The following is a 17,831-nucleotide window of genomic DNA, read 5'->3' as shown; positions in this document are numbered from 1 at the left end:
CGCCAGCGTTCAATCTGAGCCAGGATCAAACTCTTCAGTTCAAACCTGTTACTGTTTTTCGGTTCCGTTAAGAACCGGTCGCTCACTCAAAATCACTGACGAAAGTTTCGATTACTCGAACCTTCCTCAATTACTTCTGTGTGAGACTCGATTACTTTCGCTATTCGGTGACCCGAAGATCACCGTGCGCCGCCATCGAGCACCCACACTTATCGGCTGTTGATTGTTAAAGAACATTCGCGGGAAGCGCCTTGCTTTCACCACGTTGCTGCGTCAGCAGCAGAGAAACGAGATTATGAAGAACCTTTTTCGTTTCGTCAACCGGTTTTTTAACTTCCCGACCCGCTGACTCCACCGGAAAGCCCCGTCAATACTGGCTCTCCCGCCTTCCTCGTTTCCTTCGCGCCACGTTGGCCGCAGCGCGAAAGACCGGAATTCTAGACACTTGCCTGCGCGGTTGCAAGCGGTTTTTTGATGTGCGTAAAACGCATGACATATGAGGCAAGTACGCGTGGCCTGCCTACAGATATAAGTCACACGGCAGCATGCCGCTCCATCACACGCGACACGAGATTTAGATAGTGATCGAGATCCGGCGTGGCGCGATTCGCTTCTTTCGCCAGATCATCCCAGCGACGCAAGCGCAGCGCATCCTCGGCAAACGGCTTCTTCAGGAACACCTGCGCCTCGTCGTCGCTGAATATGCCGCCTTGCAGTTCGAGACTGCGCACGGAATCCACTGACAACTTCCCAAAGTACGCCGCATCGATAGCGCACAGGCAGCGCTTTGCATCGACGTGCAGCCGAATCGGCTCCAGCACCGCTTCCGGCAGCACCGGCCGCAAGAACGGCAGCGCAAAGTATTGATGCAGATCGTCGATACCGCGCGCGGTCGGCGTCTCGCCCTGCCGGTTCAGCAGATGCCCGAGGTCATGCAGAAACGCCGCCGCAACGAGTTCTTCAGCAGCGCCTTCCGATTCCGCCAGCGCGCCACTTTGCAATGCATGCTCGAGCTGCGTCACCGGCTCGCCGCTATAGGCAAGCTGGCCGTGCGCTTCGAACAGTCCGCGAATGTCGTCGAGATTCAATGCCACAACATCACTCCCACGGAAGAGAAAAGGTCTTGAGATTCGTGAAGCTCTTCATCGCTTCCTGCACGCCTTCCTTGTATCCGAGCCCCGAATCCTTGATGCCACCGAACGGCGTCAGCTCGACGCGATACCCCGGCACTTCCCACACGTTCACCGTGCCGACGCGCAGTTCGTTGATAAAGCGCGGAATCACATCCTGCCGGTTCGTGCATAGCCCGCACGACAAACCGAACGGCGTGCCATTGCTGATGCGGATCGCGTCTTCGATCGTGTCGAAGGTGATGATCGGCGAGACGGGGCCGAACGTTTCCTCGCGAATCAGCGTCATCGACGGATCGACCTGATCGACCACCGTCGGCGCATACAGCGCGCCCTTGCGCTGGTTGCCCGTCAACAGGCGCGCGCCCTGCGTGACGGCTTCGTTCACGCGTGCTTCGAACAGCCGCGCCGCGTCGGCATCGATGACGGTGCCCATCTGGTTCGACGTATCGAACGGATCGCCGTACGTCCATTCGCGCGTCTTCTCGACGACCAGTTCCGTAAAGCGCGCAGCGATGCTCTTCTGCACGATGATCCGCTTGACGGCCGTGCAGCGCTGCCCCGAGTTCTTGTACGAACCCTGCACGGCCAGCGTAGCCGCGCGCTCGATATCCGCGTCTTCGAGCACGATCAACGGATCGTTGCCGCCGAGTTCCAGTACGACGCGCCGGTAGCCCGCGCGCTCGGCGATATGCTTGCCGATCGCCACGCCGCCCGTAAACGTGACGAGTTCCGCGAGCGGATTGGTGATCAGTTCATCGGCGATTTCGCGCGGGTCGCCTGTGAGCACCTGCAGCATCGGCGCGGGCAGACCAGCTTCATACAGAACATCAGCGAGAAAATAGGCCGACAGCGGCACCTTCTCCGACGGCTTCAGAATCACGCGATTATTCGTCGCGATGGAAGGCGCGATCTTGTGCGCGACCTGGTTCATCGGGTGATTGAACGGCGTGATTGCAACGATCACGCCCGCGAGCGGATCGCGTTGCGTGAACACGCGCCGCTTCTTGCCGTGCGGCGTCAGATCGCACGAGAAGCTCTGGCCGTCGTCGCGCAAGGTTTCAATCGATGCGAACTTCAACACGTCAGCCACACGCCCGATTTCATAGCGCGAGTCCTGCTTCGACAACCCCGATTCGAGCGAGATCAGATCCGACGCCGCTTCGAGCCGCTCACGCAGCAAGATGCCCGCGCGCTCGAGAATCTGCGAGCGCTCGTAACGCGTAAGTTTCGCCTGATAAGCGCCCGCGTATTCGAAAGCCGCGCGCACATCGTCGACGCTCGCCATCGGCACCGTGCCGACGCGCATGCCCGAGTACGGATCGAACACATCGAGCGTACGTGCGCGGGCTGCGCGCTCGCCCTTCAGACGCAGCGCTTCCGCACGAAACGCCGGATGGTCGTTGGACTGCAGGATTGCGTTCATGAGGCCGCCACATGGTTTAACGCAAGGTCGAACACGTCGAAATTGCGCAGGCGCTTGCCCGCGACGCGTGTTTCGTCGATGCGTCGATTGAAGATCAGCGGCACCACCTGTTCCGAGACGCCGCCGTGCGAGCGCAGCGGCACCGTCAACCCCGACAGGTCATGTTCATCGCGGCGCGTGCCGAGCGCCGTATTCTTTTTGCTGACGACGACTATGTCGCCCACGCGGTCGTTCGGCAACTCGAAGCGCTCGCACGCCGCCTGGTTGTCGAGCACGACTTCGATGTCCTTCAAGCCACCAAGCCGTTCGATCACCTGGCGCGCGTTTGCGTCGGACGGCAGATAGATCGTCGCGAACGAACCGAGCGCGCCGTGATGCACCACATAGGGATCGGTGATCGGCAGAATCACGCGGGCCGCGCGCGCGCCGAGCCATTCGTCCATCACGTCCTGCAGATAGATCACGTTCGGCTCGCCCGTCTGCGGATCGTGCTTCGCGTTCATGCCGTGGTCGGCGGTGAGACCGATCACCCAGCCGAGCGCGTCGAGCTGCGCCAGATAGCCGTCCATCATTGCGTAGAACGCGTTCGCGCCTTCCGTGCCGGGCGCCCATTTGTGCTGGATGTAGTCGGTGGTCGACAGATACATCAGGTCGAGCTTGCGCGTCTGCGCGAGCCGCACGCCCGCTGCGAACACGAATTCGGACAACCCCGCGCTGTACACATCGGGCACGGGCAAACCAACCAGGCCGAGCACTTCTTCGATGCCGTTTTCTTCGAGCGTCACCTTGTCGGACTTTTCCGCCGAGAAGCAGATGCCCTTCATCTTGTTGCCGAGCAGGCGGCGCAGCTTGTCTTTAGCCGTGACGACGGCGACAGCCGCGCCCGCATCGGAGGCAGCCGCGAGCAACGTCGGCGCGCGCAGATAAGCGGGATCGTTCATCATCACTTCCGCGCCCTTGCCTTCGTTGGCCTGCGGGTCCCAGAAGTAGTTGCCGCAAATGCCATGCACGGAAGGCGGCACGCCGCAGACGATCGACAGGTTGTTCGGGTTGGTGAACGACGGAATCACACAGTCGGCCTTGAACGCCGCGCCGTCGCGCAACATCTTGCCGATAAAGGGCGCCACGCCCGCGTTCACGGCCGCTTCCAGATAGTCGTACTCGCAACCGTCGACACACACGACCACCGTCGGCTTGACGGGCAGACGGTAGCTGCGGCCATTCACTTCAACATTACGTTCGGATTGGATTGCCATTGCACTCTTCCCTACGCGTCGCCGACGCGTGTTCTTGATTCGTTCAAGCCCTGTTCAGGCGAGCAGCGCGCTCAACCCGTCATTGCCTTCGTCCGTTACGTTCGACGCGCGCGGCTCGACGGCCTCATGCGCGCGTTGCCTGCCGCCGTCCACATGCGCGAGCATCAGCTGTGCGGCTTCGTCCGCATTGCGCGCGGCGAGCGCCGAGAGAATCGCGCGATGCTCGGCGAGCGAGCGCTCCATCGCATCGGACCGCACGCCCAGCGCGGCGCGCCGGAACAGACTCAATTCACCCACCAGCCTGCGATACGTCTCATACAGCTTGCCGTTGCCCGCCGTCGCCACGATCGCATCGTGAAACGCGACGTTCGCGCGCGCATACGCGTCGTGATCGCCGGCATCGAGCGCGGCGCGCATTGCGTCGACATGCGCGCGCAGCGCCGCCAGTTGCGCGGCGTCGATACGCGAGGCCAGCATCCGGCACGCCGCCTCTTCGAGCACCGCGCGCACCGCGTAGATCTCGTCGGCTTCCGCCAGCGACACGGTCCGCACGAACACGCCACGGTTCTTCTCGTTGCGCACCAGCCCCGCCTGCTCCAGCGCGCGAAACGCCTCGCGCACCGGCCCGCGCGACACCTGCAGACGCGCGGCCCAATCCGTTTCGTTCAGCTTGTCGCCGGGAGCCAGCTTGCCGTCGACGATGTGCCGCTCGATCTCGTCGCGCACCAGCGCCGTCAACGAATGCCGCCTGACCACTTCGATCCGGTCGCCCGAGTCAATTTCCATATTTTCGGTCATTTCGACAATATTTGCCACATTTACATGCGTGGTGTGCCGACCTCGACACACCTCACGAAAAATCAGGAAACGTTGACGATCAGTCCACGCGGCGACGCGGCACGCGGGCGGCAATCAGCACCAGCGCGGCAAGCGAAGCGATCAGCAGAATCAGTGACAGCGCCGACGCCGGCAGGTAATAGCCGCGTTCGACCTGTCCGACGACGACGATCGGCACCGTCGCGAAACCCGGCGGATAAACAGTGAGCGTTGCGCCCAGTTCACCGAGCGACAGCGCGAAGCCCAGCGCGAGCGACGCGCGGATCGCGGGCACCAGTTGCGGCAGCACGACACGGCGCAGCACCATCGACGGCGGCGCACCGAGGCTCGCAGCCGCCTCGCGCAACACGGTCAGTTCGGGCCGCAACGCGGCCGCCGCGCAGCGATAGCAAAACGGCAGCACCAGCGCCAACTGAACGAATACGACGATGGCAGCGGAACTCGACAGATCGACCGGCTTCTTGTGATACGCGATCAGCACTGCGAGACCGAGCACGACACTCGGCACGCCGTTGGGCACCATCGCGATCGTATCGACGAGCGCGCCGAGTCCACGCCGGTCGCGCCCTTCGAGCGCAAGCGCGAGCCACAGGCCGAGAATCGTGCCGAGAATCGCAACGCCGAAGCCGATCTGCAAGCTGGTCACGAGCGCATCGAAATCGCTGCCGCCGAGCCGCTCGAACCAGCGCATGCTGAAACCATCCGGCAGGATCGTGCCCGACCAGTGCGCGGCGACGCTCGACAGCGCGACCACGATCACGGGCAGCACGAACAGCCAGAAGCACAACAGCGCGGCGAATGCCATGAACAGCCCGCCCATGACGCGTGCGACGAATCCGTGTTGAACGGGCCGCGCGCGATGCTGCACGGCGGGCAGCACGGTTTGATCGAGATCGGACATTACTTCGCTCCTCGCACCTTGCGCTTGTTGACCTGGCGGTACAGCGCATACAACGACAGCGACATCGCCAGCATCACGACGGCGCCGGCGGCAGCCGTTGGCAGGTCGAGATCGACAGTAGCCGAGCTGTAGATGGCCACAGGCAGCGTGATCAGATGCGCGCTGCCGAGCACAAGCAGAATGCCGAACTCGTTGAGCGTCAGCAGAAAGCACAGGATCGTGCCCGCCGCGATGCCCGGCCACGCGAGCGGCAGGATCACGCGAAACGCGACCATCCAGCCATTCGCGCCAAGGCTGCGCGCGGCTTCGATCAGGCGCATGTCGAGCATCGCGAACGATGCGAGCGTCGGACGTACGACGAACGGCGCGTAGAACACCACTTCCGCGAGAATCACGCCGCCGATGCCGAACAGGAAGTCGAGCGGCGGTGCCTCGAGATGGAAGAGCCGTTGCAGTCCGATGCTGACGGAGCCTTGCGAGCCGTACAGAAAGATCAGCGTGAACGCGACGAGGAACGACGGGAACGCGACGAACAGTTCCAGAAAGCGCGTGACGAGCCGCGCGCCCGGAAACGGCTTGAAGAACAGCAGCGATGCCAGCGCGACACCGAGCAGCGACGCGAGCCCGGCGCTGGCAAACAGAATCCACAGCGTCGTGCCGATCACGCCGCTCGTTTCCGGGTTCTGGAAGAAGGTCGAGTAAGCGTGAAAGCTCAATCCATGCTCACCCGACAGGCTCAGCAACACGAGACGCACGAGCGGATAAATCACCAGCGGGCCGAGCACGAAGACAGCGAGAAACGCCAGATGCCATTGCGACAGGCGCTCGCGCCGACGCTTTGCCGCCGCGTGCGAGGCGGCCGTCGCGGCGCGGCGTGCGTCAGCCGCTTGCGCGAGCGCGTCGGGGCTGGCGTCAGGGCTGAATAAGGACGACATCGTCTGCCTCGTAACGCAAGGAAATCCGCGCGCCCTTTTCGGGCGTCATGCCCGTGCCGCGCTGCATCGACACCTGCACGGGATCGTTGGGCATCGCGTCGAGGGCGACCTGCACGGCCAACACCGAGCCGTACCATTCGACCGTCGAAATGGTGCCGTGCAACTGGCCTTCGCCGAGCGGCACGATGCGCATCGCCTCGGGACGCAGACACGCGACGCGGTCGCGTTCGCTGTAACGCGCGTCGCCGAGTGCAAATGCAACGCTCGGCGGCAGCAGATTGGCCGCGCCGAGATAGCGCGCGACGAACGCGTCGTTCGGCTTGTCGTACAGCTCCTGCGGCGTGCCGAGCTGCGCGATCTGGCCTTCGCGCATCAGCAGCGTGCGGTCGGACAGCACAAGCGCATCGTCCTGGTCGTGCGTCACGCACACGATGGTTAGATTCGGCAGACGCTCATGCAGCGCCTTCAGTTCGGAACGCACCGACGCGCGCAGATTGGCGTCGAGCGCGGAAAGCGGTTCGTCGAGCAGCAGCACATCCGGCTCGATCACGAGCGCACGCGCGAGCGCCACGCGCTGCTGCATGCCGCCCGACAGTTGCGCGGGCATCACGTGGCCGGAGTCGCCGAGCTGCACGAGCTTCAGCGCGTCGGCGACGCGCCGCGCGATTTCCTTCGTCGAGATGCGACGCGCGCGCAGACCGAACGCGACGTTCTCGAACACGGACAAATGCGGGAACAGCGCATAGCTCTGGAACAGCAGGCCCAGATTGCGCTTGTGCGGCGGCACATGCGTGAGGTCGCGGCCCGCGACCGTCAACGTGCCCGCAAGGCCGTCCGCCTCGATGAAACCGGCGATGAAGCGCAGCAACGTCGTCTTGCCGCAGCCGCTGCGGCCGAGCACGGTCAACAGTTCGCCGCGCTCGATCGTCAGCGACAGATCGTCGAGCACCGTGCGCGAGCCGAAGCGCACAGTCAGATGTTCGATCTGCACGCCGCCAGCGCCCGTCTGCGCGACGCCTTGCGCGCGCGGCGTGGCGTCCAGCGCGCCCGAACCAGCAAGAGTCGTTACTGTGTTCACCGGGTCCATCCTCCTACGTTGGTGACTTTGGTTGGCGCATGCAAGCGCCAGAATGCTTTTTTGCGCGGCGTGACGAGCGTTTCGACGATCACCACGCCGCGCGTTCCATCAGACGCCGTAATTACTTCGGCTTGACGACTTCGAGCTGCTTGCCCGAATTGCCGATCACTTCGCTCTTCCAGCGGGCCGTCCAGTCAGCCTTCTTCGCCATCACCTGGTTCCAGTCGACGGGAATCAGCTTCACGCCCGAGATCGCCTGCTTGACGGCTGCGCCGTTCTTGCCCGAAAGCTGGACGTCGGTGCGGCCAGGAATGCCGAAGATGTCCGGCACCTTCGACTGCACTTCCGTCGACATCAGATAGTCGATCAGCTTCTTGCCTGCCGCCTGGTTCGGACCGTTCTTGATCAAAGCGATCGCGTACGGCAGCTGGAACGTGGTCGGCTGGCCGCCCGCCTCGGCTGCGAGAAAGATCGGCTTGATCGACAGGCCGCCGTTGGCCGCGTCGTCGAGATCCATCTGCAAGTCGCCGTTCGCCACCGCGATTTCGTTACGCGAGAGCAGCACGTCGAGATAGCCCGTACCCTTGGTGTGGAACTTGGCGCTCTGCTCGAGCTTCTTCAGATAGTCGAACGCCTTGTCTTCGCCCATCAGCGACGTGGTCAGGATGACTACGGCCATGCCGTCGCCCGCCGTCGCCGGGTTCGAATACGCGACCTTGCCGCTGTAGTCCGGGTGCAGCAGATCCGCGAACGTCTTCGGCTGGTTCTTCACCACTTCCGGGTTGATCGCGAACGAGAAATAGTTGTTCACGAACGTCGCCCACGCGCCGTCCGACGCCTTCGCGATGTCGGGCACGTTCTTGTAGTTCACGCTCTGATAGTTCTGCAGCAGGCCCGACTGCGCGGCCGTCTGGATGAACGGCGGCAGCGTGACGAGCACGTCGGCCTTCGGCGAATCCTTTTCGACGGTTGCGCGGTTCACGACTTCGCCGCTGCCTGCCGTCACGATGTTGACCTTCACGCCTTCCTGCTTCTCGAACGCCGGCAGCACGTCCTTGTAGAGATTTTCGAGGCCGTCAGCCGTGTACAGCACGACCGCGCCCGCCGCGTGCGCGGACATCGCGCCGCCGAACGCCGCCGCCGCGACCAGCGCGGGCAGCAGCTTGCGAGCCGTCTGGCCAATACGACCAGCGCGGCCCGTCGAGCGAAGGTGATCCGTCTTTTTCATGTCGTTCTCTCCGAAAGGCAAAAAACCTGTGGGTAACCCGTTAGTGGTGGTGTCCGGACCGCGCTTCGGGCGCGCTGTCCGCCTGACGTCGCGGCCGGAGCCGCTGAGATTGCAGATTGCTGACAACTTTTTTTGCGGCGTTTGCGCCAAGGCATCCCTCCGACGATTACGCGTTATGGGCTGCCTTGCCTGAACGGGCACGGCAAGGATCGTCTTTTTTTGTGACACCGACGTGAAGATTCTGCCGATTTCCACAAAATGACACAAATAGCCAATAATATGCAAGGCAGCCGGCAACACAAAAGGCAATGCAATGTGCGCCCGCAACGGCGCAACCGATCCATACGAAGGAGGCTGTGTGATTTCTGGAAACGACCCGATCCTGCTCACGCCGGGACCGCTGACGACCTCGCCCGTCACGCGTCAGTCGATGCTGCGCGACTGGGGATCGTGGGACACCGCGTTCAACCGCATGACGCACAGCGTCTGCGCCGATCTCGTCGAGATCGTACATGGTGAAAATGACTACGTGTGCGTGCCGCTCCAGGGCAGCGGCACGTTCGCTGTCGAAGCGGCGCTCGGCACGCTGGTGCCGCGCGACGGCCGTGTGCTGGTGCCGAACAACGGCGCTTACTGCGCGCGCATCATCAAGGTGCTGCAGCGCATGGGCATCGCGTATGTGGAACTGCCGCTGCGCGAGGACGAGCCAGTGAGCGCCGCCGCGATCGAAGACGCGTTCAACGACGACCCGCGCATCACGCACGTCGCGCAGGTGCATCTGGAGACGAGCGCAGGCTTGCTCAATCCGCTCGACGCGATCGCCGCCGTCTGCAAGCACCACGGCAAAAGCCTGATCGTCGACGCGATGAGTTCGTTCGGCGCGCTGCCCATCGACCTGCGCGACAGCGGCATCGACGCGCTGGTGTCGGCCAGCGGCAAGTGTCTGGAAGGCGTGCCCGGCATGGGCTTCGTGATCGTGCGGCGCAGCGTGCTCGAAGCGTGCGAAGGCCGCTCTCCGTCGCTGGCGCTCGACCTGTACGACCAGTTCGCGTACATGCAAAAGACCACACAATGGCGCTTTACGCCACCGACGCACGTGGTCGCCGCGCTGCGCACAGCGCTGGACCAGTTCATCGCGGAAGGCGGCCAGCCCGCGCGTGGCGCGCGCTATGCGCGTAACTGCGCGGCGCTTGTCGACGGCATGAAGGCGCTCGGCTTCGAGACGTTTCTGCCGGCGGACGTGCAGGCGCCCGTGATCGTCACGTTCCACGCGCCGCGTGACGCGAAGTGGCAATTTGTGCAGTTTTATGCAGCCGTGCGCGAGGCCGGGTACATCCTGTATCCGGGCAAGCTGACGCAAGTGGAGACGTTCCGCGTCGGCTGTATCGGCGCGATCGACGCGAACGAGATGCACAACGCCGTCGCCGCGATCGGCCGGACGCTGGCGGACCTCGGCATCAGCGTGAAGTAAGCAAGACGGAAGCAATGCGAAGCGCGACACTCACGCGATCAGGATTTCGGGGCCGCGCGCGGTGATCGCCTTCGCGAGCGCGCGGTCGGGCGCGAGTTCCGTGACGACGTAGCGCGCCTTCTCCATCCCTTCGATGCGCACGGGCGTCACGCGGCCGAACTTCGAATTGTCGGCGACAACGATGACCGTATTGCCCGCGCCGATCATCCGGCAGCGCACTTCGGCTGCCATGCGCGAGTAGTCGGACAGCTGCGCGTCGGGCGTGATGCCGCCCGCGCCGATCAGCGCGAAGTCCGCGTGATAGTGCGACAGCTGGGTGATCGTATCGAGGCCGAACGCGGCGTCTTCGTTGTCCGACAGCTCGCCGCCGAGCAGCGTCACGCGGTTGTCGTTGCGCCGGCCGAGCAGCAGCGCGATGCGCCAGTCGTTCGTATAGACGGTCAGCCGGTGGCGGTCGGTCAGCGCGCGTGCGGCCGCGTGCGTCGTGCTGCCCGAATCGATGATGACCGACGCGCCGTCGGGCACCAGTTGCGCCGCGCGTTCGCCGATAGCGCGCTTTGCGCTGGCGTTGGCGGCGTCGCGTGTGTCGAGGTCCGGCTCGCGCCGGTCGCTCGACAGCGCGCCGCCGTGCGTCGTCACGATCAGGCCGCGCTCGGCGAGCGCGTTCAGGTCGCGGCGGATGGTCTCGCGCGATACGTTGAGCTCGCGAACTAGCTCGGCGACCGACAGTGCGCCCGTCTTCGTGACCTGAGCCAGAATATATTGATGACGTTGTTCTGCCAGCATCTCGATGTTGTTGGCCGCTGCAAGGCGGCGAGCATGTATTCAGGGATCGGGCAAGCCCGCGCCGTATTGTATTACGCATGGAGACCCGGCGCGGAAGGAACGTGTGCTGGCTGTGGGCGGACTGTCGGGTCTTCGTTGGCTTGCCGTTGGCGGACGGCAGGCGTATGCCCTCCATATGCCCCTCACATGCCCTTGAACCGCCCGCGTCGCAACGCTGTGGATGTTCCGCGCGCCGCATCCCTGCTAATCTGGGCGGTCTTCTCTCGCATCGCCGATGCACTCGAACGAACCGCCGATGCCACCTCTGTTTCGCCGACTACGACTGCTGTTCCACGCGTTGCGCTATGGCGCGCGTCTCATCTGGCTCGCCGCGCCCGAGCATCACAAGCTGCACTGGATCGTCGCGCTGGTTTCGCGCGTGCATGAATCGCCGGGCGGGCGCGCCGGCGTGCATCGCGCGCTGCCCAATCTCGGCCCGCTGGCGAGCGCGTTCGCCGAATCGCTCGCGCGCCGCCCCGAACTTGCGACAGGCACGCTGCACGACGCGATCGACGCCGTCAGCCACCTCGAAGCACCCTTGCCGACCGATCAGGTCGAGCATGCGATAGCGACAGCGCTCGGGCGTCCTGCGTCGACGCTTTTTGCATCGATCGATCTGACGCCCGCGAAGAACGGCTTTGCCGAGCAGACGCATGTCGCGCGGCTGATCGAGCCGATCGACGGGCATCGCGACATTGCGCTCAAGCTCGTGCGCGTCGCGCAACTCCAGGAAATCGCCGACGAGGCCGCGCTGCTGCGCTGGGTCGCGCGCTGGATGGAGAAGCTCTCGAAGAACGCGCGCCGCCTGCGGCTGCGCGAACTCGCCAATACGTTCACGCAGGAAATCCTGCGCCGCTTCGATCTGCGTGCCGAAGCCGCGAACCTGAGTCAGACCGCGCATCATTTCGACGGCGACAAGCGTCTCGCGATTCCCGCCGTGATCTGGGAGCTCTGCACCGACCGCACGCTCGCGATGCAGCATATCGAATCGCTGCCCGCGCTCGATCTCGCCGGTCTGTCGGCGCGCGGCGTGAAGCTCGCGCCGCTTGCCGGGCACATTATCGAAGTCGTCACCGAGCAGGCCTTCGAGCATGGCTTCTTCCACGCAACGTTCGATGCAGCGCGCGTGCGCGTGAGCATCGAGCCGGACACGCTCGGGCGCATCGTGCTCGCGGACTTCGCGGTGATGTCGAGTCTTTCGTCGCAGGAGCGTGAGTTTTTCGTTCACGGCGCGACGGCGCTGTTCGACCAGGACTATGGGCGCCTCGCGCATCTGCATCACGATGCCGGGCACGTGTCGCAGGACACGCGCCCCGAGAAGCTCGAAGCCGAACTGCGCACGCGCGCCGAAGCGCATTTCGCGCCGCAGTCACATGAGCGCTCGGCGGGCGCGCTGTTCCATCATCTGCTGTTTGCCGTGCATCCGTTCGGCGGCGATGTGCCGCCACGGCTCGCGGCTGCGCAGCGAGCGTTCGGCCAGGCGGAGATGCTGGCGAACGCGCTGCATCCGGGCGTCGATTCGTGGCAGATCGCGCGCTCGGTGCTGGCTACGCTCGCGCGCCGCGAATTCGATCATCGCGGCTGGGTCAAGCATCTCGCGCAGGAGTTGCCGCATCTCGCGCATCTCGTGCCGCGCATCCCGCAGCTTGCGGTGCAGTATCTGCAGCATCGGCACGAAGTCACGACGGTCAGGCAACAGGCCCAGCTAGTCAGCGACGTGCTGATCGAATACCGGCGCACGCGCTCGCTCCTGTGGGCGTGTACGATTTGCGGCGGTCTGCTCGGCGCGATTGCCGTGGTGCTCGCGTACTGAGCGCGGCTTTTTTCGCCGCGCTTCATTGTTCATGCGGCGCGAAGTGCAGCTTCGAACAAGACGGCCACTTGCGCTTTGACCGATACTGCGGGCCTTGTGTCCGTAGTTCGAGTCATCCGATGCTGGTTGTTTTCAATGCCGTTGTTTTCGTGGTCCTGTGGTCGACGGGCTTCGTGGTCGCGCGCGCGATCAAGCCCTACGCCGATCCGAATCTCTTCCTGCTCGCGCGCTTCGGCGGCACCGCGCTGCTGTTCATGGCTGCTGCGTTCTTCGCGCGCGTCGAATGGCCGAGGGGCCGTGCGCTCGGCAAGCATCTGCTCGCGGGCGCGCTGCTGCAAGGTGTCTATCTTGGCGCGGGCTACTGGGCCGTCGCGCAAGGGATGAGCGCGGGCATCATGGCCTTGCTCGGCGCGTTGCAGCCGCTGCTTACAGCGGCCGTCGCGGCGCCGCTGTTCGGCGAACGTCTGTCCGGGCGAGGCTGGACGGGCATGCTGCTGGGTCTTGCGGGCGTCGCCCTGGTGCTGGAGCCGAAGCTCGCCGCCGCAACGGCGACCGTCGCGCCAGATCATGCGGGCAATGTGCCGGAGTGGCTCGTCGTGACCGTGTCGATTTTCGCCGTGTGCGCGATCACGGCAGGCACGCTGATCCAGAAGACATCACTGTCGAAAGCCGATATCCGCAGCGCGAGCGCCGTGCAGAACGTCGGCGCGGCGATCGTCGTGCTCGTCTTCGCGCTGGCGCTCGGCGAGCACAAGTGGGTTCCGTCGCCGGCGCTGTGGGTGTCGCTTGCGTGGGGTATCGTGATGCTGTCCGGCGTGAGCGTCACGCTGCTCGTGTGGATGGTCCGGCGCGGCGACGCGTCGCGCGCGACGGCGCTGCTGTTTCTCGCGCCTCCGCTTGCTGCGCTCGAAGGCTACGTCGGCTTTGGTGAAACGCTCACGATAGTACAGGTGGCGGGCTTCGTCGTCGCGCTGATCGGGGTGCTGCTCGCACGCTCGTGATTGCGCTGGCGGGCAGCGGCCTTCTCCCGCCACTCGCCGATGCGCCCCTTCGATTAATCCGCTGTGTCGGCGTTCGCCGGCACCTTCGCGCGGACCTTGCCGCCCGGCGCAGGCGACCACGCGGGCCGCGCCTTGCGCTGCGAATCGACGACGACGATATAGCGCCCCGCCCACGGCGTCGCGACGCGGTCCGAATGCAGCACCCACAACGAGCGACCGTCGGCGACGAGCGCCTCGTAGTCGCGGTCGAGCATGCCGTAGTGATCGAGGAACACGTTCAGCGATGCCGGTATCCGCACGCAGCCCTTCGAATGGCGGATGCCGAGAATCGGCTCGAGTTTGTCGGGATCGGTCGCGTGCATCTGGAAACGCATCTGCGACATGCCACCCTTGCCCCAGCCGCGCTCGCCCTGCGCCCAGCCGAGATCGAAGATGCGCATGTCGTGCTTGCCGTAGCCGCGAATGCCGTTCTGGTTCATCGTGCCTTCGGCGCGGAAATCCATGTTGTCCGGCGTGTGCTCGAACACGCCGAGCGGCGTGATGAAGTGATCGAACTGTCCCGGCCTTCCCGTCGCGACAGGCGACGCGCCGATCATCTGCCACGTGTCCGAAGGCGCCGCGCGAAAGTAGATGAAGAGCGCCTGCACGTTCTCGTTGCGATCGACGAGCACCACATACTCACCCGACAGATTGCCCAGCTCATTCTGCGCGAGCGCCTGCTGCAGACGCTCGCCGTACGCGCGCTGCTCCGCTGCGGGGACTTTCAGACGGCGCGTCACGCTGCGCGCGAACACGTCGCGCATCAACAGCGCGCGGCGCGGGTCCACGCGGCCGGCGGCATCGTGCGCGGCGACGGCGGAGGCGTCGACGGCTGCGCTTGACGCGACTTGCGGCGCATCGGCGGCATGTGCGTTTTGCGTGAGCGCGGGAACAGCAAGCGCCGAGGCCAGCGAAAGCGCTAACGACAATCCGAACGACGACGCCGATCGACGCGCGTATGAATGCACACGCGACACCGACGCGATCACACCGATCGCCCTATCCCCGATATCACTGCGCAGTGTGCCGCTCTGCGCATCCACCCTCTCTCGTGCAGGTGGATTGACTACCCTGTTCTGTTTTTTGCTGGTCATTTTGTTCGAACGCCACTGCCAGTCGCCCAACCCGTGCAACCGCTCGTGGCGTGTTGCCGGGCGTCTTCCGGCGCGGGAACGTTGTGCCCGCGCCGTGCTTTCGTGCTGTCCTATATCGGACGGCTATGCATCTGTCGATTTAAAGCCGCAATCGTTCAGATTTAATTATGGGTATGCCACATTAAACCAGACAATGTGTGACGGCGCATCGAGTTCAGCGCTTCATGCCATCATCGCCAGTGATATCTGTGCCATTTGCAAGGAGAACGTCGATGGACCAGCAGCAACGCGCCGCGCGCCAGCGGCAGATTGCAGCCGAACTGCACGTCGCGGACCATTTCGACCCGGCGCGCGAAATTGAGCGGCGAGTCGCGTTTCTCGCCGACTATCTGCGCGCGAACGGACTCGCGGCCTATGTGCTCGGCATCAGCGGCGGCGTCGATTCGTCGACAGCGGGACGGCTCGCACAACTCGCCGTCGAACGTGTGCGCGACGCTCACTACGACGCGCGCTTCGTCGCGATGCGCCTGCCGTACGGCGTCCAGCACGACGAAGCGGATGCGCAGCAATCGCTCGCCTTCATCCGCCCCGACGACACCTTGACCGTCGACATCCGCCCAGCCGCCGACGCGATGCTCGCCTCGCTCAGCGCGGGCGGCCTGCCATTCGCCGACGCGTCGCAACAGGACTTCGTGCATGGCAACATCAAGGCGCGCCAGCGGATGATCGCGCAGTACGCGGCGGCGAGCGCGCGGCGCGGCATCGTGATCGGCACGGACCACGCGGCGGAATCGGTGATGGGGTTTTTCACGAAGTTCGGCGACGGCGGCGCCGACGTGCTGCCGCTCGCGGGCCTGACCAAGCGGCGGGTGCGCGCGCTCGCCAGGGCGCTCGGCGCCAATGACGCGCTCGCGCACAAGGTGCCGACCGCCGACCTCGAAATGTTGCGCCCTCAACGTCCGGACGAGGACGCCTACGGAATCCGTTACGAGGACATCGACGATTTTCTCGAAGGCAAGCCCGTGAGCGACGCGGTATTCGACACCGTCATGCGCTTTTACGACAGCACGCATCACAAGCGCGCGCTGCCTTACACGCCATTCGATTGAACCCGCGGCGCGCGGACTATTTGCGCGGCGGCGTTTCGTCGCCGCCAAATGGCACGGCGCTAACCTGCAGCGCTACGCCGGCCAGCTGCTTGCCGGTGAACTGCTGCGCGATGACCTCGGCGACATAGGCTTCGTCGGCTTCGACATCGACTTTCGCATACGCGTTCGACGTGCCCTGCTCGAACACTTCGATGTCTTTTGCATAGTGACCGAGTTCATGGCCGAGAAAATCACGCACTTCCTGCTCGGAGCAAGATTCGGGAATGTTCCACACGATGATCTTCATACGCGCCACGCTCTCAGTTGATGGTGGTCATGCAGCTAGCCGGATTGGCGCTGCATGCCGGACCTCGAAGCTGTGCTGTTTCTGTGCGTTTCGTTAGTGTTTCGACCTTCAGCGTAGCCAGAAACGTGCCCCGGAGCAACGCAGGCGACACACGGCGCCCGCGCGTGGTCCGGCAAGCTCAGTGCGAACTCAGTCTACATTCTCGACGTTCGCCGCGCTGACCCACCAGGCCATCTTGCCTTGCGGCACATGCACGAGCACGGCGGCAGGATCGGCGACGCCGTCATCGGCGATCTCGCAGACGCCGAGCCCGTCAGGCAGACGCTTGACAGTGCCGGCATCCTGAAAGAGCGCGAGACGATGCGCGTCGAGCGGGCGCAACTGACTGTACACGTCGTAGCTGATCGCGCCCGGCGTGTCGCCGCGGATCTGCAGCGCGTCGTCCTTGCCGCACGGCGACGACGCGGCCAGCGCGGCATGACTCGCCGCAAGGCAGCCGAGGGCGGCCACGACGGCAGCGATGAATGATTGCTTCATGTTGATTCTCCAGGATGTGACGGTTGGCCGCGCGTCGCGGCCTCCAGGGAAGCGGATTGAACGTGCCGGCGACGGTTGCGGCCAGGCTCAGGAGCCATCGCTGCCAATCGACGCGACGCCGCTATCGTCGTCGCACGGCGCGCTACCGAAGCCCGCATAGTGTGCGGACCAGTTTCCGGCGATGGCCGCCTGTGCGTCGGTTAGCGACATGCGCCCTTCGCACACGCAACGCTTGAGCTTCGCCGTCAACAACTCCTTGCGACGCTCGCCCTTATGTCCGCCCCATGGCAACAGATCGAGGTTGTCCTGCGCATCCGGCGATCCGCCCAGCACGATCGGCACGCGCCTATCCAGCGCGTAACGCGTGCCATGCCCGGCATCGATGCCGCGTTCGGCGAGCAACCGGTCCTTGAGCTCCATCATGTCGTCGAACGGTGGCGAAACCGTGTCGGCGTAGCCGGGCCGGCATATCGTCGTGGCGATGTTCTGCTGCGAGACGCGCTCGTCGAGCATCGACGCGTCTTGTGCAAACGACACCGACGCATGCAGATACAGGCCCACCGACATCGCAACGAGCGCCATGGCGCACAGGCGCATCTTTCGCGCGAGACCAGCGACGCGGCCCGCGTCACTGATAGTTGATTCGATCCGACTGATACCGTGCGCCTCGTCGAGCGCGTTCTTCTTCCCTTCGTTCATTAATCAGCGCGCCTTTGAGTAGCGCGGAAGAGTTAATTCGCAGGGCAATTAAAACACATCCGGGACGCACGACGTAAATACAGCCAGATTGAATCGCTGCGGTTTTTCACTGCTGGCGGCATCGAGGGCATCGCTACGGCACTGCGATGCCCTCGCCGATGGAGTC

General features: G+C 64.3%; 17 protein-coding genes. 4 read left to right on the top strand and 13 right to left on the bottom strand.

What is annotated here, in order from left to right:
- Positions 1-533 precede the first annotated feature (533 nt).
- The 8 genes from BLT65_RS10970 to phnS all read right to left on the bottom strand — a co-directional run bounded on the left by BLT65_RS10970 (position 534) and on the right by phnS (position 8,791).
- A complete protein-coding gene (locus BLT65_RS10970; protein WP_007587369.1) occupies positions 534-1,094 on the bottom strand; it encodes a phosphonate degradation HD-domain oxygenase in 561 nt (186 codons plus the stop codon).
- A 4-nt stretch (positions 1,095-1,098) separates the two neighbouring features.
- Entirely contained in the window at positions 1,099-2,556 is a 1,458-nt protein-coding gene (phnY, locus tag BLT65_RS10965) for a phosphonoacetaldehyde dehydrogenase (protein WP_091777644.1), read from the bottom strand.
- Positions 2,553-3,812, bottom strand: coding sequence for a phosphonoacetate hydrolase (gene phnA / locus BLT65_RS10960; RefSeq protein WP_091777642.1), 1,260 nt, complete (start codon positions 3,810-3,812; stop codon positions 2,553-2,555). The genes phnY and phnA overlap by 4 nt, the downstream gene beginning before the upstream one ends.
- Before the next feature lie 54 nt (positions 3,813-3,866).
- Positions 3,867-4,610, bottom strand: a complete 744-nt coding sequence (locus BLT65_RS10955) for a phosphonate utilization associated transcriptional regulator (protein WP_091777640.1) — start codon at positions 4,608-4,610, stop codon at positions 3,867-3,869.
- 79 nt (positions 4,611-4,689) lie between these two features.
- Entirely contained in the window at positions 4,690-5,550 is an 861-nt protein-coding gene (gene phnV, locus BLT65_RS10950; RefSeq protein WP_007587362.1) for a 2-aminoethylphosphonate ABC transport system, membrane component PhnV, read from the bottom strand.
- Entirely contained in the window at positions 5,550-6,485 is a 936-nt protein-coding gene (locus BLT65_RS10945) for a 2-aminoethylphosphonate ABC transporter permease subunit (RefSeq protein ID WP_007587361.1), read from the bottom strand. Before BLT65_RS10945 ends, phnV begins: the two co-directional genes overlap by 1 nt.
- Positions 6,463-7,572, bottom strand: a complete 1,110-nt coding sequence (phnT, locus tag BLT65_RS10940) for a 2-aminoethylphosphonate ABC transport system ATP-binding subunit PhnT (protein WP_407671780.1) — start codon at positions 7,570-7,572, stop codon at positions 6,463-6,465. Before phnT ends, BLT65_RS10945 begins: the two co-directional genes overlap by 23 nt.
- A 112-nt stretch (positions 7,573-7,684) precedes the next feature.
- A complete protein-coding gene (gene phnS, locus BLT65_RS10935) occupies positions 7,685-8,791 on the bottom strand; it encodes a 2-aminoethylphosphonate ABC transporter substrate-binding protein (RefSeq protein ID WP_007587359.1) in 1,107 nt (368 codons plus the stop codon).
- A 361-nt stretch (positions 8,792-9,152) separates the two neighbouring features.
- On the opposite strand from phnS, the gene BLT65_RS10930 reads away from it, so the two are divergent.
- Entirely contained in the window at positions 9,153-10,262 is a 1,110-nt protein-coding gene (locus BLT65_RS10930) for a 2-aminoethylphosphonate--pyruvate transaminase (protein WP_091777696.1), read from the top strand.
- Between the two features lie 30 nt (positions 10,263-10,292).
- Here BLT65_RS10930 and BLT65_RS10925 read toward each other — a convergent pair whose 3' ends face one another.
- Complete coding sequence (locus BLT65_RS10925; RefSeq protein WP_007587357.1) at positions 10,293-11,048, bottom strand: DeoR/GlpR family DNA-binding transcription regulator; 756 nt, start codon at positions 11,046-11,048, stop codon at positions 10,293-10,295.
- Positions 11,049-11,343: 295 nt separating this feature from the next.
- Between BLT65_RS10925 and BLT65_RS10920 the strand changes: the two genes are divergently transcribed.
- Positions 11,344-12,900, top strand: coding sequence for an ABC1 kinase family protein (locus BLT65_RS10920; RefSeq protein WP_208545754.1), 1,557 nt, complete (start codon positions 11,344-11,346; stop codon positions 12,898-12,900).
- Positions 12,901-13,019: 119 nt separating this feature from the next.
- Positions 13,020-13,901 carry a DMT family transporter gene (locus BLT65_RS10915; RefSeq protein ID WP_091777636.1) on the top strand — a complete coding sequence of 294 codons (882 nt, stop codon included), beginning with the start codon at positions 13,020-13,022 and terminating at the stop codon, positions 13,899-13,901.
- A 53-nt stretch (positions 13,902-13,954) separates the two neighbouring features.
- Here the strand turns inward: BLT65_RS10915 and BLT65_RS10910 are convergent, their stop codons facing one another.
- Positions 13,955-15,034 (bottom strand): L,D-transpeptidase, encoded by a 1,080-nt coding sequence (locus BLT65_RS10910; protein ID WP_244186479.1) that lies wholly within the window; start codon positions 15,032-15,034, stop codon positions 13,955-13,957.
- Between the two features lie 272 nt (positions 15,035-15,306).
- Here BLT65_RS10910 and nadE point away from each other — a divergent pair, with 272 nt between their 5' ends.
- Positions 15,307-16,143, top strand: a complete 837-nt coding sequence (nadE, locus tag BLT65_RS10905) for an ammonia-dependent NAD(+) synthetase (protein WP_091777634.1) — start codon at positions 15,307-15,309, stop codon at positions 16,141-16,143.
- A 16-nt stretch (positions 16,144-16,159) separates the two neighbouring features.
- On the opposite strand, the gene BLT65_RS10900 is transcribed toward nadE, so the two are convergent.
- The 3 genes from BLT65_RS10900 to BLT65_RS10890 form a co-directional block, all read right to left on the bottom strand.
- On the bottom strand, positions 16,160-16,429 hold the full coding sequence (locus BLT65_RS10900; RefSeq protein ID WP_007587347.1) for a hypothetical protein: 270 nt from the start codon (positions 16,427-16,429) through the stop codon (positions 16,160-16,162).
- A 189-nt stretch (positions 16,430-16,618) separates the two neighbouring features.
- Positions 16,619-16,966 carry a hypothetical protein gene (locus tag BLT65_RS10895; RefSeq protein WP_042315930.1) on the bottom strand — a complete coding sequence of 116 codons (348 nt, stop codon included), beginning with the start codon at positions 16,964-16,966 and terminating at the stop codon, positions 16,619-16,621.
- Positions 16,967-17,053: 87 nt separating this feature from the next.
- Positions 17,054-17,665, bottom strand: a complete 612-nt coding sequence (locus BLT65_RS10890; RefSeq protein WP_091777632.1) for a hypothetical protein — start codon at positions 17,663-17,665, stop codon at positions 17,054-17,056.
- Between the last annotated feature and the right edge of the window lie 166 nt (positions 17,666-17,831).

This window comes from Paraburkholderia steynii (assembly GCF_900100565.1).
In the GTDB taxonomy this organism is placed as follows: domain Bacteria; phylum Pseudomonadota; class Gammaproteobacteria; order Burkholderiales; family Burkholderiaceae; genus Paraburkholderia; species Paraburkholderia terrae.
This window is presented reverse-complemented; position numbering and strand designations above follow the sequence as displayed.

Bases quoted from the DNA above. Each gene is read 5' to 3' on its own strand.
- phnA (WP_091777642.1), bottom strand. From the start codon at position 3,812: ATGGCAATCCAATCCGAACGTAATGTTGAAGTGAATGGCCGCAGCTAC.
- BLT65_RS10945 (WP_007587361.1), bottom strand. From the start codon at position 6,485: ATGTCGTCCTTATTCAGCCCTGACGCCAGCCCCGACGCGCTCGCGCAA.
- BLT65_RS10955 (WP_091777640.1), bottom strand. From the start codon at position 4,610: ATGACCGAAAATATGGAAATTGACTCGGGCGACCGGATCGAAGTGGTC.
- BLT65_RS10920 (WP_208545754.1), top strand. From the start codon at position 11,344: ATGCCACCTCTGTTTCGCCGACTACGACTGCTGTTCCACGCGTTGCGC.
- BLT65_RS10895 (WP_042315930.1), bottom strand. From the start codon at position 16,966: ATGAAGCAATCATTCATCGCTGCCGTCGTGGCCGCCCTCGGCTGCCTT.
- phnT (WP_407671780.1), bottom strand. From the start codon at position 7,572: ATGGACCCGGTGAACACAGTAACGACTCTTGCTGGTTCGGGCGCGCTG.
- nadE (WP_091777634.1), top strand. From the start codon at position 15,307: ATGGACCAGCAGCAACGCGCCGCGCGCCAGCGGCAGATTGCAGCCGAA.
- phnY (WP_091777644.1), bottom strand. From the start codon at position 2,556: ATGAACGCAATCCTGCAGTCCAACGACCATCCGGCGTTTCGTGCGGAA.
- BLT65_RS10910 (WP_244186479.1), bottom strand. From the start codon at position 15,034: ATGACCAGCAAAAAACAGAACAGGGTAGTCAATCCACCTGCACGAGAG.
- phnS (WP_007587359.1), bottom strand. From the start codon at position 8,791: ATGAAAAAGACGGATCACCTTCGCTCGACGGGCCGCGCTGGTCGTATT.
- BLT65_RS10900 (WP_007587347.1), bottom strand. From the start codon at position 16,429: ATGAAGATCATCGTGTGGAACATTCCCGAATCTTGCTCCGAGCAGGAA.
- BLT65_RS10890 (WP_091777632.1), bottom strand. From the start codon at position 17,665: ATGAACGAAGGGAAGAAGAACGCGCTCGACGAGGCGCACGGTATCAGT.
- BLT65_RS10915 (WP_091777636.1), top strand. From the start codon at position 13,020: ATGCTGGTTGTTTTCAATGCCGTTGTTTTCGTGGTCCTGTGGTCGACG.
- phnV (WP_007587362.1), bottom strand. From the start codon at position 5,550: ATGTCCGATCTCGATCAAACCGTGCTGCCCGCCGTGCAGCATCGCGCG.
- BLT65_RS10925 (WP_007587357.1), bottom strand. From the start codon at position 11,048: ATGCTGGCAGAACAACGTCATCAATATATTCTGGCTCAGGTCACGAAG.